Raw genomic sequence first — 15,934 nt, 5'->3', positions numbered from 1 at the left:
GCGGTAACGGAAGGGAGAAAGAAATGGCCGAACGGTCTTTTGCCAAGGAAGTCGAAAAGCTGCGGCTCGGCGCCGGTGAGGAATTTGCCGGCGAAGGCATTCTCGCCATTACCAAGGCGCTGCTGCAATGCGGCGTCGGCTATGTCGGCGGCTATCAGGGCGCGCCGATCAGCCACCTGATGGACGTGCTGGCCGACGCGCAGGACATTCTGGGCGAGCTCGGCGTGCATTTCGAAGCCAGCGCTTCGGAAGCCACCGCCACCGCCATGCTGGCCGCATCGGTGCATTACCCGATCCGCGGGGCGGCGACCTTCAAGTCGACCGTCGGCACCAATGTCGCCTCCGATGCGCTCGCCAATCTGGCGTCCGGCGGCGTCACCGGCGGTGCGCTGATCATTGTCGGCGAGGACTACGGCGAGGGCTCCTCGATCATGCAGGAGCGCAGCCATGCCTTTGCCATGAAGAGCCAGGTCTGGCTGCTCGACCCGCGCCCCAATCTGCCGTCGATCGTCAAGGCGGTGGAGGACGGCTTCGAGCTGTCGGAGATTTCCAACACGCCGGTCATGCTGCAGGTCCGCATCCGCTGCTGCCATGTCCATGGCCATTTCATCGCCAAGGACAACAAGCGGCCGCCGATGACGGTGGCCGATGCGCTCGACGCTCCGCGCCGCGACACCGGCCGCATCGTGTTGCCGCCCGCCTCCTTCCTGCACGAGAAGGAGAAGGTGCAGAAGCGCTGGCCGGCAGCGGTGGATTTCATCCGCAAGAACAAGATCAACGAGATGTTCGGCTCGGATCACGGCTCGGTCGGCATCGTCATGCAGGGCGGCATGTACAATTCGGTCATCCGCGCGCTGCAGCGGCTCGGCCTGGCCGACACCTATGGCGATACCGACGTGCCGCTTTACGTGCTCAATGCCGTCTATCCGTTGATCGACGATGAGTTTCTGTCCTTCTGCGAGGGCAAGCAGTCCGTGCTGGTCGTCGAGGAAGGCCAGCCCAACTACATCGAGCAGGCCTTTGCGGCGATGCTGCACAAGGCCGGGCGCGGCACCAGGCTGGTCGGCAAGGAGCATCTGCCGATGGCTGGTGAATACACCGGCCAGGTCATGCTCGACGGCATCGGCGCCTTCCTGCGCGCCGAGGCGCCGCATCTGTTGCCGGGCGAGGTGCGCGCGCCCAACAAGGTCGGCGACGGCGTGGATACCGCCGACCTGATCAACGTCGTGCCGGGCCGTCCGCCGGGCTTCTGCATCGGCTGCCCGGAACGGCCGATCTTTGCCGCCACCAAGCTGGTCGAGCAGGAACTCGGCAAGCACCACATCGCTTCCGACATCGGCTGCCACCTGTTCTCGATCATGCCGCCTTTCGAGCTCGGCGCCACCACCATGGGCTACGGGCTGGGGCCGGCCTCGGCCTCGGCCTTCAATTCGCCAGACGCCAAGCGCCGCTCGATCTCCTTCGTCGGCGATGGCGGCTTCTGGCACAACGGCCTGACCTCCTCGATCGGCAATGCCGTGTTCAACAAGAATGATGGCGTCATCGTCATCGTCGACAATTTTTACTCCGCCGCCACTGGAGGGCAGGATATTCTGTCGTCGCGCGCGGGCAACAAGACCAAGTCGACGAAGCATCCGATCACCGAAGCGGTGAAAGGCATGGGTGTCAAATGGCTGCGCCACATCGACCGCACCTACGACGTGACCAAAATGCAGGACACGCTGCGCGAGGCGCTGACGACGGAGGAGAAGGGGCCGAAGGTTATCGTCGCCTCGTCCGAATGCATGCTCAACCGGCAGCGCCGCGAAAAGCCCCTTGTCGACAAGGCGATCAAGGGTGGCGAGCGCGTGGTGAAGCCGAAGTTCGGCATCGACGAGGACATCTGCACCGGTGACCATGCCTGCATGCGACTGTCCGGTTGCCCGTCGCTGTCGGTCAAGTCGCTCGACGACCCGCTGCGCGACGATCCGGTGGCCCATATCGACCAGAGCTGCGTCGGTTGCGGCAATTGCGGCGAGGTCGCCGATGCGGCGGTGCTCTGCCCATCCTTCTATCGCGCCGATGTCGTGCACAATCCGGGCCGCTGGGACCGCTTGCTCGAAGCGGCGCGGCGCGCCACCATCAGCCTATTGCAGCGCCGCCGCGAAAGCCGGCGCCTGACCTTCGCCGATGCTTGACGCTGTCCCGCCTTTTCGCCCCCGAGCCGGCGCTCACGACGACGAGCGCGTCATCAAGCTCGCCGTGCTGGCGGTCGGCGGCCAGGGGGGCGGCGTGCTGGCCGACTGGATCACCGACGTCGCCGAGCGCAATGGCTACGTTGCGCAATCGACCTCGGTCGCCGGCGTCGCCCAGCGCACCGGCGCCACCATCTACTATGTGGAGATGGCCCGCGACACCGGCCGGCTGCCGGTCTTCGCGCTGTCGCCCTCGCAAGGCGACGTCGACATCCTGATCGCGGCGGAACTGATGGAGGCCGGCCGCGCCATCATCCGCGGCTTCGTCACGCCTGAGCGCACGACGCTGATCGCGTCGTCGCACCGCATCGCCGCCGTCTCGGAAAAGATCGAACCGGGCGACGGCCGTGCGTCCTCCTCGAAAGTGCATGCGACGGCGGAAGCCGCCTCGAAGCGTTTCATCGCTTTCGACATGGAGAAGATCGCCGCCGACAACGGCTCGATGATCTCGGCCAGCCTGCTTGGCGCGCTGGCCGGGTCCGACGCGCTGCCGTTCACGCGCGGAAGCTACGAGCAGGCGATCAGCGCTGGCGGTCGCGGCGCGAAGGCCAGCCTCGCCGCCTTCGGCGCCGCTTTTGACCGTGCGCGCGGCACGGCGGCACCCGCGCAAAAGCCGGCTGAGCCGGCGATTGTTGGATCCGCCCCGGGCGCAGGGCATGTGAGCGGGCCGCAAAACCTGCTGCTAGGCTGGCAGGCCTTGGCCGCCCGCGTCGATGTGATGCCCGAGGCGGTGCGCGACATGGCGCTCAGGGGCCTGAGAAAGGTCGTCGACTATCAGGACATCGCCTACGGGCGCGAATATCTCGACAGGCTGGAGAAGGCCATCGCGCTGGACGGGCCGGATCGCGGATATGAATTGTCGGTCGCTGCCGCAAAGCATCTGGCAAACGCCATGTGCTACGACGACATGATCCGTGTCGCCGATCTCAAGACGCGCTCGACGCGCGACCGGCGGGTGCGCCGCGAGGTCGGCGTCAAGGACGGTTCGATCCTGCTGGTGACCGAATATTTCCATCCGCGCACCGAGGAATTCTGCGGTACCTTGCCGGCTAGGCTTGGCAGCTACATCGAGAGCCGGCCGAAGCTCGCCGGCTTTCTCGCCCGCCGCATCAACCATGGCCGCCGCATCCGCACCGATAGTTTCGCCGGCTTTGCCGCGCTCTGGTTCATCGGCGGCTTGCGCCGCTGGCGCCGCAGCCTGCTGCGTCACCAGGTGGAGACTGCGCATCTCGAACGCTGGTACGCGCTGGCACTCGGCTACGTGCCGGTGGACTACGCGTTGGCCGTCGAAATCCTCAACTGCCGCCGGCTGATCAAGGGCTACAGCGACACCCATCTCCGCGCCCAGTCGAAATTCGACCGGGTGCTGTCGGCGCTCGATCTGGTCAAGGGTCGCCCGGACGCCGCCGACTGGATTCGCCGCCTGCGCGAGATGGCGTTGAAGGACGAGAAGGGTGACATGCTTGATGGCGCGCTGAAGACCGTGGCGACGCTCTGAAGCGAGTTGCATCACACGACGAGCCCTCGCATCGGCTTCACCGCGGCCGAATCGGGAAACACCTTGTCGCCGAGGGCCGCGGCCGAAAGGCCGAACTGATCGGCAAGCAACCCTTTCAGCACGGCCCTGACATCACTGGTCGGCGCCAGGTCGCGTTGCTCGTAGAGTTGAGCCGGCTTCAACCCCGGCCAGTCGGCGATGACGCGCCCGCCCTTGATCGCGCCGCCGGCCAGCAGCACCACGGTGCCGGTGCCGTGATCGGTGCCGACGGTGCCGTTGACCTGCGCTGTGCGTCCGAACTCGGTGATGGTGACGATCGCGGTGTCCTTCCAGCGCTCGCCCAAGCCCTTCTCGAATTCCTCGAAGACGCCGTCGAGGCCGCCGAGCAAGGTGGCGAGCCGGCCGGTCGCACCGCCTTCATTGACATGCGTGTCCCAGCCATCGAAGGCCAGGGCTGCGACGCGCGGCCCGTCGTCGGCCGCGATCAGCCTGGCGGCGCCTCGTGCCGCCTGCCGCATCCCCGCCGCACTGTCGAGGCCGCCCTTCGGCTTCATTGTCTTGCCCATCTTGTCGTCCACGGCCATCCGGTCGGCGTCGAGCCCCTTTTGCAGCGCCACCGCGAGAACCGGGTCGCGGTGCTGGTAGAGATCGAGAACGCGCGACGCGAGCCCGTCGCCGGGCGTCGGCAGCGATAGCGGCGCCCAGCCAAGCACCGGCGCCGCCCCACGGATCACCAGTGGTGTCGACGGCCCGACGGCCAGACCGCCAAGCGTTGCCACACGGTCGCCCGCTGGCAGGCTTCCCAGCGCCCGATTGAGCCAGCCGGTCGTGGCATGGCCGGGACCGGCAAAGCCGCTTTCCAGCACATCCTGTCCATCGAAATGCGAGCGCTCGCGATAGCCGGTCGCGGCCGCATGCACGACCGCCGCCTGGTTATTCCCATACAGCCGCGCAAAAACCGGCATCGCCGGGTTGAGCGCGAAGAAGCCGTCGAGCGGCAGCGCCGCATGCGGACCGCTTAGCGACAAGGCGATGTCGCCATGCAGGCCGGCATAGTCGGGATCGCCGACCGGACCGACCGCCGAGAGCCCGTCCAGTGCGCCGCGCAGCACGATGACGATCAGGCGCGGATCGCGATTGTCGGCGGCACGGGCAAAGCGGGGCATGTAGGCCCAGGCAAACAGCGCGCCGCCGGTCATCAATATCGCGCGGCGGGAGGGATCCGGTGTTTCGCACAGCAGGCTCATGATTTCGTCTCCACGGCAGCGATCTTCGCTGGAACTATCTGCGCTGGAATTCGGGAGCCATCAGCAACAGCGCCAGCCCTTGCTGCTTGGATTCGGCCCTTGCGATCGCTTGCCTCGTCTCCGGTGAGGCGGCAGGGCCGATCAGCGCATCGAGCATGTCGTTGGGATTGCCGATATCCCTAGCCTGCCGCGCTGCCTGCCACGCGATGTCGAGGCGGATCTTCATGCCCTCCGCCGATGCCCAGCCGTCGGCCCCGTCGGGAAAGCCGTTCGGTCCCGGTGGTTGCCACAGCGGCTCGCCCAGCGCGTTGAGCCAGCCGAGCGACTGGCCGGGGTCGTTGGCCGGACCGGGGCCGGTCGCCCTTCGGATGGCGACGACATAGTCGAAGGGCGAACGCATCTTCGCCAAAGGCGTCGACCACGCCTCCGGCATGGCGATGAGGGCGGCGGCCAGCGCCCGCAGATTGCCGTCGGTCTTGGCGAAGACCTTGGCGAGGCGGGCGATTGCAGACGGCGGCGGCGTGTCGGCGATGAAATGGCGGGCCAGCTTGGTGGCGATATGCAGGGCCGTTGCCGGGTGGCGGGCGATATCGTTGAGCGCGGCCTCTGCCTGTCCCATGCCGCCGGCAGGATAGGTCTTGCCGAGCAGCACTGCATCCCCCGGCTCATGTGCGTTTGCGTTGAAGACAAAATTGCCGGGCTCGCCCAGCCGCCCATCGCGCCCGGCCATCGTCCAGCCTGTGAGGATGCGTGCGAAACTGGTGACATCGGCCTGGCTGTAGCCGCTGCCGACGCCGAGCGTGTGCAGTTCCAGGATTTCACGGGCGAGGTTTTCATTGAGCCCGCGCTTGCGATTGCTGCCCGCACGAGAGTCCGGCCCGACCGACTGCTGGTTGTCGAGATTGAGCAGCATCGCCGGATGATGCTCCACCGCCAGCAGCATGTCGGCAAAGCGGCCGAGCACGAAAGGGCGGATGGCCTCCCGCTCGAAGGCACCGGCGCTGGCTTCAATGAGGATGTCCTTCGCCACCGAAACACAGAAATGGTTCGACCAGAAACAGACGAGCCGTTCGACGAAGCCGGCCTTCGCCCAAATGGCCTTGTCGAAGCGCGCCTGTGCTTCCGCCCGGAACAATGTCGCCTCGACCTGCGGCACGACGGGTTTGTCGGTCGGCGCAGGCGCGGGGTGGGCTGGCGTGATCTGGGCGGGCAGGGCCTGTGCGGGCACAGCTTGGGCGCTCGCCGTCGCTGGCTGAGCTGCCGCGGCGGCCATGCGCTCGCGCTGGAGCTGGAAATTTGCCGCCATGCTGACCTGGATGGCCGGCGTGCTGCCCAGCAAGTCGGCATAGGCCGGATCTTCGAGCGAGATCATGGCGATGTCGGCTTGCCGCAGTTCCGCCCTGAGATAGCCGCGCGGGTCGCCGGCCAGCATCTCGCGGTCGCCGGGCCTTGCACCAAGCCCGAAGCGGTTGAATGCGACGAGTACCGGATCTGGCGGCAGGGAATTGGAGGCCGGGACAGTCAAGTCAGCTCTCCATCGCCTGAGCCTCAAGCGCCTGGCGCATGAGGCTCGTTCGAGCCGTTTCGTGCATAGTCAACAGGGGAGGAGGCCGGCACGGAGTGGCCGACCCCCGACGAGCATCCTACCAGTGATGCCGGCGGTGCCAGAAATGGTGCCGATGCCAGGCGTAGAAGGCCGGGCCATGCCGATAGATGTAACGAGGGTAGACCACCACACGATTGGGCACGCAGCGTCCCCAGGGATTGGGATGCCAGCCCGGACCGCAGCCCCAGGCGGCATGCTCGACCAGCGCCGGCGCGGCAAGCGGCGCCATTGGCATCGCCGAGGATGCCGCAGCCGTCGCAACCGTTCCGGTCACGGCCAGAGCCGCGGTGAGCACGTATTTTGTCAAATAATTCATGGCCATACTCCGAAGTGTCCGAGGTTGAAAACCTGCACGCACATGGTCCGGCAGGTCCTGCCCTTCTCCTGTTAAACGGCGTCGTCGGCGTTTTCCGTCGGTCGTCACGGCGATTTTTTTGGCACCGCCGACAGTTGCGACCCAGCGCGTCTGATGAGCCCTTCCGCCAGCACGCGGCGGCCCTCGGCGGAACTTGCCGCCGCGAACGCGACGATGCGCTGCTCAAGCCGCATGCGCACGGTGACGTCGGCATTGCGCGCCCGCTCCAGCGCCGCCGACAGGGCCGTCGCGTCCAGAACCGGCTGTCGCAGCAGGTCTGCCGCCTCGCGCCTGGCTTGCTGGCCGTCGAGGATGACCTGACGGGATTCGCGGCGAACGTCGCGCAGCGCCTCGCGGAACACCGTGCGATCCTGCTCGGGAAGCCGGCCGCCGGCAGTCTCCAGCGAGTAGCTCTGACCTGACTTGCCGCTTCTTATCCAGACGGCCCCGCCGGCAAGCGCTCCGGCCAGGAAGACGTTGAGCACCACCGACAGGATGACAAGGTTTCGGCTCATGCTCATAGGTCTTCCTCGATCGTGTCGCGGTCCGGGCCGGCGTCGCCGAACGCCGTCGCATTGGCATCCAGCACATAGCGGTCCGGCTGGACCTCGGGCGTGACGATGCTCACCAGGGCCAATCCGGCGACAGCGCCGGCCAGGCCAATGCCGGCAAGCCCCAGTCCAAGCCACCAGAACCGCTGACGCCGGCGCTGGGCGAGGTACCGGCCGGCGGCCTGCAGGATGCTGCCGTGCTGGGCCCTGTCGGGGGCGTCGACGCGGTAGCTGTCCAGCAGGGCGTCAAGTCTCCCGGCATGCTGCAAAATGGCCTGGCCAGCCTCGCTCGGCGCAAAGATCGCGGCGGCCACCCGTTCAGCCTCCGGCCATCGCCGCAAGTCACCGCCATAGGCCGCAGCCAGGGCCGCAAAGCGCTTGGCATCCATTGCCATTTCGTTCCTGGACCCTTCAGCCATGGTGTTCCCCTTGCCCATCGGCGCCGCTTGCCCGGTTCTCACTCATCGGCCCCATCCCTGGCCAGGATCGTCTGCAGCGACCGCCGGCCGCGCGAAAGCAGGCTCTCCAGGGCGTCGACGCTGATCTCCAGGGTCGCTGCCGCCTCGACGTTGGACATCTCCTGGTAATAGACCAGGACGATCGCTTCGCGCTGGCGCGGCGCTATGCCTTGCAGCGCTCGTTCGACCCGTTCCGCGTCTTCCTGCGGATGGGCATCGGGAAGTGCGGCCGGGTCGACCATTTCCGGCAGGTCGTCGGTCACCCATTCGCGCTTGCGGCGCAGCCGGTCGTAACAGAGGTTCAGCGTCACCCGGTGGATCCAGCTGTCGAAGCGCGCATTGCCGCGCCGCCAGCCCGAGGCATGGCGCCAGATCCGCACGAAGGTCTCCTGCGCGACATCCTCGGCCTCCGCAGCATCGCCGAGCATGCGCACGGCAAGCGCCAGGATGCGCGGCAGTTTGCGCGCGACGAGCGTCTGCACTGCTGCCGGATCGCCGGCGCCGACGCGGCGAACCAGCTCCTCGTCCGGATCGGCGCTCATCAGCCGGCGCACTCCCGATGTTCATCGCACGTCATTGCCTCTTGGTCATTGCTCCTGCTTGGGAGCGGTTTTGTGGCCCGGCAACTCGTCGGCCGTCAGGACGCCGTCGGAATTCTTGTCCAGCCTGGCAAAGCGCTTGGCGAAGAACGCATCGAGTTCGGCGCGGTCGATGAAGCCGTCATGGTTGGAATCGAGACGCGCGAAGGATTTGACGGGGTCGCCCTTGATGTTGCGCTTGGCCTGAAAGGCTTCCCATTCCAGCAGGCTGATCTTGCCGTCGCCATCCGTGTCGGCAGCCATGATCGCCTTTTCGCGCCGCTTCTGGAATTTGGCCAGCGTGATGTCGGACCTGGCCTTTGGCGTGGCTGGCGCGGCAATCGGCGGCGTCGCGGCAGGCGGCTGCGTCGCCGTCTGGGCGAGAGCCGCTACGGTCAGCAGGCTCAAGGCAGCGGCAAGTATCGGACGGCGTATCATGCGTTGGCGTCTCCGGTTGGCGCGTCGGCCACGGCCTGTGCCGAGGTTACGCTTCGACCGTTAAACGCCGCGACGACGGAAATCCGTCGGTCGCGCGACTCCGTTTCGGAGGCATTTCTTGGATAAAAGGGCTTTGTCGGCGGCCGCAATGATGTGCCAAACCCGGCGCCTCTGCGCTGGACGTGAACCATGCCAGATTGGTGCCGGGCCAAGCGAAACCGCGTCGGCAGGGACCTAGTCTGATTGGTCGGCCGCGACCAGCTGGTCCGGCTTGAAGCCGGCATGTTGCGGGGTCCACACGTCACCCTCGCGGTTGAACCAATGGCACATGAATATGCCTGAGGCCGCGCCGTCGCTGATGGTCATTTTCGGGCCTCCGGACTTCAGCCTGACGACGTCTCCGGTCTTGAAATTGTTGGGCATTTTCGACCTCCATTCAGAGGCTTAGAGTGTCACACCAAACCAGGGCCTCGACAATGGCCGATATGCCTCGCCGGCGCCGCAAGCCTTTGCTCCAGCGGCGGTTCGGCCTTAACCTTTCCGTAAATATTTGGCTGCTACGTGGACCGCGATGGCCTCGTGGCGGAGCGGCTACGCTGGAGACTGCAAATCTCTGAAGCCTCGGTTCGATCCCGAGGCGAGGCCTCCATCCTCACTTACGTGTCCGACAAAGCAGCGAGAGGCCGGAGCACGGGCTTTAGTCCGGTGACGACGCCATTGATTGCTGCTTGAAGGGATGGTGCCGCTTAGGTGACTCGAACACCTGACCCCATCATTACGAATGATGTGCTCTACCAACTGAGCTAAAGCGGCCCAGGAGGCCAGAGCCTCCAAGATGCGGGGGTGATAGACTCAACCGGCGGCGAATTCAAGATGCGACTTGGCAATTCATGCAAGGGTCTATGTGGCCGTCGAAAGCCGTCCGTCGCGTTTGCTCGCCAATCCGGCGCGACGTCAGGCGTGCGGTTCGCTCCCTCCTGCTGGTCAAAATTGCTGAAACACGCTGATTTCGTTGCCGGAACAGCGTCAGAATGGACTTTGCACACCCTGACAAGGCAGAATGCGCCGCTCGCCCGTTGATTGATTGGTCGCCTGCGGCTAACGATCATGGCAAGGTTGGGCAAACGTGCAGAGGGATCCGCTTGGACGCAATCGAAAAGGCGATCCGGAATGCCTTCGAGAAAGGCAATGCCGAGGACCGCGCGTTCCGCGAAAGGGTCTATCGATCGGCTTTTGCCGCGCTCGACCGTGCGCTTCAGGCCAATCCTGACGTGACGGTGGAAGTCGCGATCAAGCGCCGCAAGGCGATACAGGCGAAAATCACCGAAATCGAATCCGAGTATCTGCCGGCGGTGCCGGATGTCGGCCCGCAGGGCGATGCGCCGGCGGTCGAGCTTGGCGGGGACCCGGCTCCTGCGGTCGAGGTGGGTGCGGACCCCGCTCCTGCGGTTGAGACCGGGCAACCGGCATCACCCGTCGTTGTCGTCGACGAGCCCGTGCAATCCGCCTCCGATGCGCCTCGCTCGCGTGTGCTGCCAGTCGTTCCCGACATCATGCCGGACGCCGGCCTTCCCGGCGCGCCGGCCATCGACATGTCTGCTCCCGACTCGGCCGACGCCGCGACGGAAGTGGCGCCCGATCGCGATGAACGGCGCATAAGGGGGCGTCGCCTGCCGCTGACCGCCATCTTCCTGACCGTGACGCTGCTCGCCGCTGTCGGCATTGGCCTGTTCTTCGCCGTGCAGACCGGCGTGTTCAAGACGCAGGCGCAGCTCGACACCGCCCCGCCCGAAGCGCCGCCGACCGTCGAAGGCGACGATTTCACACCGGCCGATGGTGACGCCGGCCCGGCAAAGCCCGGTGCCGCGGACCAGTCGCGTGACTGGATCAACGTGTTTTTGCCGACCGACGCGTCGCATGTCAGCGCCCCGTCGGATGCCAAGGCCGAAGTGATGAAGGACGACACCGGGTCGTTCCTGCGCATCCGTTCCGGCGCCTCCGGCTCGGCGATCAGCTTCGATGTCGGGCAAGGCGTGCTGGAACAGCTCGCCGGCAAGCATGCCGTGTTCGACATCATTGCCCGCTCCGAGGAAGGCAAGGAGACGCAGATTTCCGTCGACTGCAACTTCGGCGAACTGGGCGACTGCGGCCGCAAGCGCTACGCGGTCGGCCAGCAGCAGAACGAATATCTGTTCGACGTGCAGTTTCCCAAGAAGCACCCGGGCTCGGCCGGCACGATCGCCGTCAATTCCGACTTCGACAAGCAAGGCAAGGCGGCGGACATCTACGAGATTCGGGTCTCGGTCGAGCCGTAAGCGCATCCGTGCAGGACAAGTGGCCTAGAGCCGGATGATTTCAGGTCGAATCGACCTGAAATCTGAATCCGCCTCTAAATCAAAGAGATAGAGCATGATGTCGTCCGAAAACCGCTTCACACTTTTCGGCATCATGCTCTAGCGATCGAGCAGCGCCTGCAGCGTCTCGATGCGGTCGGCCTCATTTGCCGGCTTGTCCCAGCGCAGCCGCGAAATGCGGGGAAAGCGCATGGCAACGCCGGATTTGTGCCGGGTCGAGCGGTTGAGGCCCTCGAAGGCGACTTCCAGCACCAGGCCGTTGTCGCGATCTGCCCGTACCGAGCGCACCGGTCCGAAGCGTTCGACGGTGTTGTCGCGGACATATTTGTCGATCTGCTTCAGCTCTTCGTCGGTGAAGCCGAAATAGGCCTTGCCGACCGGCACCAGTTCCTCCTCGCCTTCGCCGCCGGACCAGACGCCGAAGGTGTAGTCCGAATAGAAGCTCGAACGCTTGCCGTGGCCACGCTGGGCATACATCAGCACGGCATCCACCGTGTGCGGATCGCGCTTCCATTTGAACCACGGGCCTTTCGGCCGGCCGGCGACATAGGGCGAGTCCCAGCGCTTCAGCATGACGCCCTCGATGATCGGATGCGGCGGCGCCCGGCGCAGCTCCTCCAGCGCCTGCCAGTCGGCGAAGTAGACGAATGGCGAAAGATCGAAACGGCTCGGGTCGAGCGTTCCGACAAAGGTCTCCAGACGGCCGCGCCGCTCGCGAAACGGCAGCGCGCGCAAATCCTCGCCGCCGATCTGCAGCACGTCGTAGCAGCGCATAAAGGCTGGATATTGCTGCTGCATCTTCGGCGTCACCGTCTTGCGGTTCAGCCTCTGCTGCAGGTCCGAGAAGGTGCCGGTCGCCAGCCGGGGATCGCCGACCAGCAGTTCGCCGTCCAGTGTTGCGGAAAAATGCATGGCGTCGGCGAGATCCGGAAAGGCGCCGGAGACATCGTCGCCGGTGCGCGAATAGAGCCGGCGGATACCGCCTTCGGCGACCGCCTGGACGCGGATGCCGTCCCACTTCCATTCGGCCGCGTAGTCCGCGGGGTCGAGCTTTTCGAGATCGCCGTCGCCGACCGGGTTCGACAGCATGACCGGGCGAAACAGGGCCATCGCCGTATTCCTTGGCTTTTCGGCCTTGCCTTCCAGCCAGGCGAACAGCGCCGTGTAAGGCGGCGACAGCCCATGCCAAAGCTCCTCGATCTCGGTGACGTCGACCTTGCCGAAATCCGCCAGCGCCTGTTTGGCCAGCCGTGCCGAAACGCCGATGCGCAGGCCGCCGGTGACCAGCTTGATGATGGCAAAGCGCGCCGAGATGCCGGCGCTGTCGAGCAGTCCGGCCAGCACCTTGGGTCCGTCGGAGCGGCTTGCCGCTTGCAGCTTGGCGACGACCTCGCCGAGCGTCGGCTCGCGGTTCGGAATGTTTCCGGGCGTCTGCGGCCAGACCAGCGACACCGTTTCGGCAAGATCGCCGACATAGTCGTAGGAATAGCCGAACAGCACCGGGTCCATGCGCTCCGTGACCAGGGTGCGCAGCATCGCCGGCTTGACCGCGGCGATGTTGAGATCGCCGGTGATGGCAGCCAGCGCCAGGCCACGGTCGGGATCCCCCACACTGCGGAAATAGTCGGTCAGCAAGGTCAGCTTGCCGTTACGCGACGGCGTCAGCACCAGGCGATCGAGGAGTTCGGCGAAGCGGTTCATGCCCTCAATCGCCCTCGTCCTCGTAGCCGACCAGATGCAGCGGCCGCGCGGCGATGCCCTCGAGCTCGCACCAGCGCACCAGCGCTTCCTCGCGGCCATGCGTCACCCAGATTTCCTCGGCTCCGGTCTGCTTGATGGTGGCGGTCAGTTCCTCCCAGTCGGCGTGGTCCGAGATGATCAGCGGCAGTTCCACGCCGCCTTGCTTGGCGCGTTGGCGGATGCGCATCCAGCCCGACGCGAAGCACGAGATCGGATCGGGAAAGCGCCGCGCCCAGCGGTCGGCGAAAGCCGAAGGCGGACCGACCACGATGGCGCCCGCGAAATCTTGCTTGCCGCCCTCCACCGTTGCCGGTTCGAGCGTTCCGAGCTCGATGCCCTGGCTCTGGTAATACTCGCTGAGCCTGGCCAGCGCGCCATGGATGTAGATCGGCCTGTCGTAGCCGGCGTCGCGCAACAGCCGCATCACCCGCTGCGCCTTTCCCAGCGCATAGGCGCCGACCAGATGCGAGCGTTCGGGAAACTGCGCCGCCGATTTCAGCAGGCGGGCGATCTCTTCCGTGTCGGGTGGATGGCGAAACACCGGCAGGCCGAAAGTCGCCTCGGTGATGAACACATCGCACGGGATCGGCTCGAACGGCGCGCAGGTCGCGTCTTTCTGCCGCTTGTAGTCGCCGGAAGCGACGATGCGCGTGCCCTGGTGCTCGACCGCGATCTGTGCCGAGCCAAGCACATGGCCGGCTGGATGGAAGCTGATGCTGACACGGTCGAGGACAATCGTCTCGCCGAGCTGTGCGGCTTGCGTTGTGTCGGCAAAACCCTCGCCATAGCGCAGGCCCATGATGTCGAGCGTCTGCCGTGTCGCCAGCACCGAGCGGTGGCCGGAACGCGCATGATCGGAATGGCCATGCGTGATCAGCGCCCGGTTCACCGGCCGCACCGGGTCGATGAAGAAATCGCCTGGCGGGCAATACAGGCCCTCGGGCCGGGGATGGAGCAGGTCTGAGGCGCGCATGATCCCCAAGATAGGATATAATTCCGCTGCGGGAAGCCTGTTGTATGTGACTGCAGACTCCCGCATACAGCACCGCCGGCTCCATCCGCCGACAGGATTCTTCGCCATGAAACCGCTTCAGGCCTCGTCCGGCGACTTGACCGCCGATCGCCGTGCCGATTATGCCGAGATGCTGCATGCTGACGGCGATCATGCTGCGGCGGCGGAATTGCTGCTCGGTGCCCTGGAACTGAAGCCGCAATGGGCGATGGGCTGGTTTCGCCTCGGCGAAATGCAGCAGGCCGCGGGGGCTGCCGACCTCGCCGCGCAGGCTTGGGCGATGTCGCTGCAACTCGATCCGACGGATCGTCAAGGCGCCGCACTGCACCTGCAATTGATCGGCAAGGCGCCGGAGACCGGCGCGCTGCCTAGCGCCTTCGTCGAGACGCTGTTCGACCACTATGCCGACAGCTTCGATGAATCACTGGTCAACAGGCTGGGGTACCGGCTGCCCGAACTGCTCGATCAGGCCATTCGGTCGACAAGGCCGGGCCGCTTCCCGCTGGCGCTCGATCTTGGCTGCGGCACCGGGCTGATGGGGCAAAGGCTGCGGCCGATCGCCGATCGGCTGGAGGGATATGACATTTCGGCCAGGATGCTGAAGCAGGCGCGGGCAAAAGGCATCTACGATTTCCTCGGCAAGGCCGATCTGCGGGATTTTTCCTGTGCCGGCCCGAAAGCCGATCTGGTGGCGATGGCCGATGTCTTCATCTATGTCGGCGCGCTCGACGGCGTGGTGAAGACGGTTGCCGGCTTGCTCGCCGGCGATGGCCTGTTCGCCTTTTCCGTCGAGAGCTTGGTTGGCAATGGCGATTTTGTGTTGCTGCCATCGCGCCGCTACGCGCATTCGGAACATTATGTGCGTGAAATCCTGGCTGCCAACGGGTTTTCGATCCTGTGGCTGGAAACGACCGTGATCCGCCAGGACCGCCGGGAACCCGTCAACGGGTTGGTCGTTGTGGCAGGCAAGCTACCGGGATGAGGCGGCAATCCCCTCCAGTCGCGCCCGCAGATAATCCGTGCTGCGAAAAAGTCTGATTTGCATGCGCGACTGATATTTGCGATCTGGTCGCATCAAGGCGGGATATCAGGAGGAACAGAGTCGATGCGCTGGAACATGATTGTCTTGGCATCTTGCCTGGTGACCGCCGGCTGCGCGGGCAGTTCGATGGCCGAGAGGCAGGACGCCGACATCCAGTCCTCCCTGCAGTATGACAGCGTGCCCTGCGGCCAGCTGCTGGCGCAGCGCAACGCGCTGGCACAGCAGCACAATTTGTCGACGAAGGCGAAGCCCACCTTCTCCAATCCGGCGATGGGCTTCGGCCCGTTCATGCCGGATGTGCGCTCCAAGGCCAAGCAGGACGCCGACAAGGCGACCGGCGAGATGGATGCCATGAACCGGTCGATCGATCGTCGCGATTGCGGCAAGCCAGACCAGCAGAAGAAACTGCTGCCTGGCTAGGATCGGGCGGGCGCCGCTCTCTTTGTTTTGACGCACTCCCCTGAGGGAAAGCGCTACCCGCTTTTCCCGGGAAAACCGTTTCACGCATTTCCTGGAATTGCTTAGAGCGGGATGAGTTGGGGCTGAATCGACGACGGATTCCCTTAGGCGAGCAAATCTGATTCAACCTTCTTGCTGGGCAAGGAGGCCAGCCAGGATGGGCAAGCCTTATTCGATGGATCTTCGCGAACGGGTTGTTGCGTCGGTTGAGCGGGAGGGCCTGTCGCGGCGGCAGGCTGCAGTGCGCTTTGAGGTTGGGATCAGCACCGTCATCCGCTGGGTAAGCCGCTTGCGCGAGACGAGCAGCCTTGCGCCCGGCAAGATGGGTGGGCACAGGCCAAAGAAGATTGCCGGAGAGCATC

The 15,934-nt window shown here is 65.4% G+C and carries 16 protein-coding genes and 2 tRNA genes; 7 read left to right on the top strand and 11 right to left on the bottom strand.

Annotation, left to right across the window (positions count from 1 at the left end; all coding sequences use genetic code 11):
- The first annotated feature begins 23 nt into the window (after positions 1–23).
- Positions 24–2,177, top strand: coding sequence for a thiamine pyrophosphate-dependent enzyme (locus tag AC0ZT5_RS29985; protein WP_488499378.1), 2,154 nt, complete (start codon positions 24–26; stop codon positions 2,175–2,177).
- Positions 2,170–3,732, top strand: coding sequence for an indolepyruvate oxidoreductase subunit beta family protein (locus AC0ZT5_RS29980; RefSeq protein ID WP_488499377.1), 1,563 nt, complete (start codon positions 2,170–2,172; stop codon positions 3,730–3,732). The genes AC0ZT5_RS29985 and AC0ZT5_RS29980 overlap by 8 nt, the downstream gene beginning before the upstream one ends.
- A gap of 11 nt (positions 3,733–3,743) precedes the next feature.
- On the opposite strand, the gene AC0ZT5_RS29975 is transcribed toward AC0ZT5_RS29980, so the two are convergent.
- The 8 genes from AC0ZT5_RS29975 to AC0ZT5_RS29940 form a co-directional block, all read right to left on the bottom strand.
- On the bottom strand, positions 3,744–4,979 hold the full coding sequence (locus AC0ZT5_RS29975) for a DUF1501 domain-containing protein (protein ID WP_488499376.1): 1,236 nt from the start codon (positions 4,977–4,979) through the stop codon (positions 3,744–3,746).
- Between the two features lie 34 nt (positions 4,980–5,013).
- Entirely contained in the window at positions 5,014–6,504 is a 1,491-nt protein-coding gene (locus tag AC0ZT5_RS29970) for a DUF1800 domain-containing protein (protein ID WP_488499375.1), read from the bottom strand.
- Between the two features lie 118 nt (positions 6,505–6,622).
- Positions 6,623–6,901, bottom strand: a complete 279-nt coding sequence (locus AC0ZT5_RS29965; protein ID WP_488499374.1) for a GCG_CRPN prefix-to-repeats domain-containing protein — start codon at positions 6,899–6,901, stop codon at positions 6,623–6,625.
- A 104-nt stretch (positions 6,902–7,005) separates the two neighbouring features.
- Complete coding sequence (locus AC0ZT5_RS29960) at positions 7,006–7,461, bottom strand: periplasmic heavy metal sensor (protein WP_488499373.1); 456 nt, start codon at positions 7,459–7,461, stop codon at positions 7,006–7,008.
- The gene (locus tag AC0ZT5_RS29955) at positions 7,458–7,880 is read right to left on the bottom strand and encodes a hypothetical protein (protein WP_488499372.1); all 423 of its coding nucleotides are present in this window, start codon (positions 7,878–7,880) and stop codon (positions 7,458–7,460) included. The genes AC0ZT5_RS29960 and AC0ZT5_RS29955 overlap by 4 nt, the downstream gene beginning before the upstream one ends.
- Before the next feature lie 68 nt (positions 7,881–7,948).
- Positions 7,949–8,491: an RNA polymerase sigma factor gene (locus AC0ZT5_RS29950; RefSeq protein WP_488499371.1), complete on the bottom strand. Its 543-nt coding sequence runs from the start codon at positions 8,489–8,491 to the stop codon at positions 7,949–7,951.
- A gap of 45 nt (positions 8,492–8,536) precedes the next feature.
- The gene (locus AC0ZT5_RS29945; RefSeq protein ID WP_488499370.1) at positions 8,537–8,965 is read right to left on the bottom strand and encodes an EF-hand domain-containing protein; all 429 of its coding nucleotides are present in this window, start codon (positions 8,963–8,965) and stop codon (positions 8,537–8,539) included.
- A gap of 234 nt (positions 8,966–9,199) precedes the next feature.
- A complete protein-coding gene (locus AC0ZT5_RS29940; protein WP_095082538.1) occupies positions 9,200–9,388 on the bottom strand; it encodes a YodC family protein in 189 nt (62 codons plus the stop codon).
- A 150-nt stretch (positions 9,389–9,538) separates the two neighbouring features.
- Here AC0ZT5_RS29940 and AC0ZT5_RS29935 point away from each other — a divergent pair.
- Positions 9,539–9,614 (top strand) — tRNA-Cys (locus AC0ZT5_RS29935).
- Positions 9,615–9,702: 88 nt separating this feature from the next.
- On the opposite strand, the gene AC0ZT5_RS29930 is transcribed toward AC0ZT5_RS29935, so the two are convergent.
- A tRNA-Thr gene (locus AC0ZT5_RS29930) sits at positions 9,703–9,778 on the bottom strand.
- 329 nt (positions 9,779–10,107) lie between these two features.
- Here AC0ZT5_RS29930 and AC0ZT5_RS29925 point away from each other — a divergent pair.
- Entirely contained in the window at positions 10,108–11,280 is a 1,173-nt protein-coding gene (locus AC0ZT5_RS29925) for a hypothetical protein (RefSeq protein ID WP_488499369.1), read from the top strand.
- 138 nt (positions 11,281–11,418) lie between these two features.
- Here AC0ZT5_RS29925 and AC0ZT5_RS29920 read toward each other — a convergent pair whose 3' ends face one another.
- Both AC0ZT5_RS29920 and AC0ZT5_RS29915 read right to left on the bottom strand, forming a co-directional pair.
- Entirely contained in the window at positions 11,419–13,020 is a 1,602-nt protein-coding gene (locus tag AC0ZT5_RS29920; protein ID WP_488499368.1) for a cisplatin damage response ATP-dependent DNA ligase, read from the bottom strand.
- A gap of 4 nt (positions 13,021–13,024) precedes the next feature.
- Positions 13,025–14,032, bottom strand: coding sequence for a ligase-associated DNA damage response exonuclease (locus tag AC0ZT5_RS29915; RefSeq protein ID WP_488499367.1), 1,008 nt, complete (start codon positions 14,030–14,032; stop codon positions 13,025–13,027).
- A gap of 106 nt (positions 14,033–14,138) precedes the next feature.
- On the opposite strand from AC0ZT5_RS29915, the gene AC0ZT5_RS29910 reads away from it, so the two are divergent.
- The 3 genes from AC0ZT5_RS29910 to AC0ZT5_RS29900 form a co-directional block, all read left to right on the top strand.
- Positions 14,139–15,053 carry a class I SAM-dependent DNA methyltransferase gene (locus tag AC0ZT5_RS29910; RefSeq protein WP_488499366.1) on the top strand — a complete coding sequence of 305 codons (915 nt, stop codon included), beginning with the start codon at positions 14,139–14,141 and terminating at the stop codon, positions 15,051–15,053.
- A gap of 123 nt (positions 15,054–15,176) precedes the next feature.
- Entirely contained in the window at positions 15,177–15,533 is a 357-nt protein-coding gene (locus tag AC0ZT5_RS29905) for a hypothetical protein (RefSeq protein WP_184877448.1), read from the top strand.
- A 196-nt stretch (positions 15,534–15,729) separates the two neighbouring features.
- Positions 15,730–15,934, top strand: a 205-nt coding sequence (locus AC0ZT5_RS29900) for an IS630 transposase-related protein (RefSeq protein WP_488499365.1), incomplete at its 3' end; no start/stop codon positions are given.

It is taken from the genome of Mesorhizobium sp. CNPSo 4670 (genome assembly GCF_057784235.1).
Note: the sequence above shows the minus strand (reverse complement) of the source record. Positions and strands in the feature narration are given on the sequence as shown.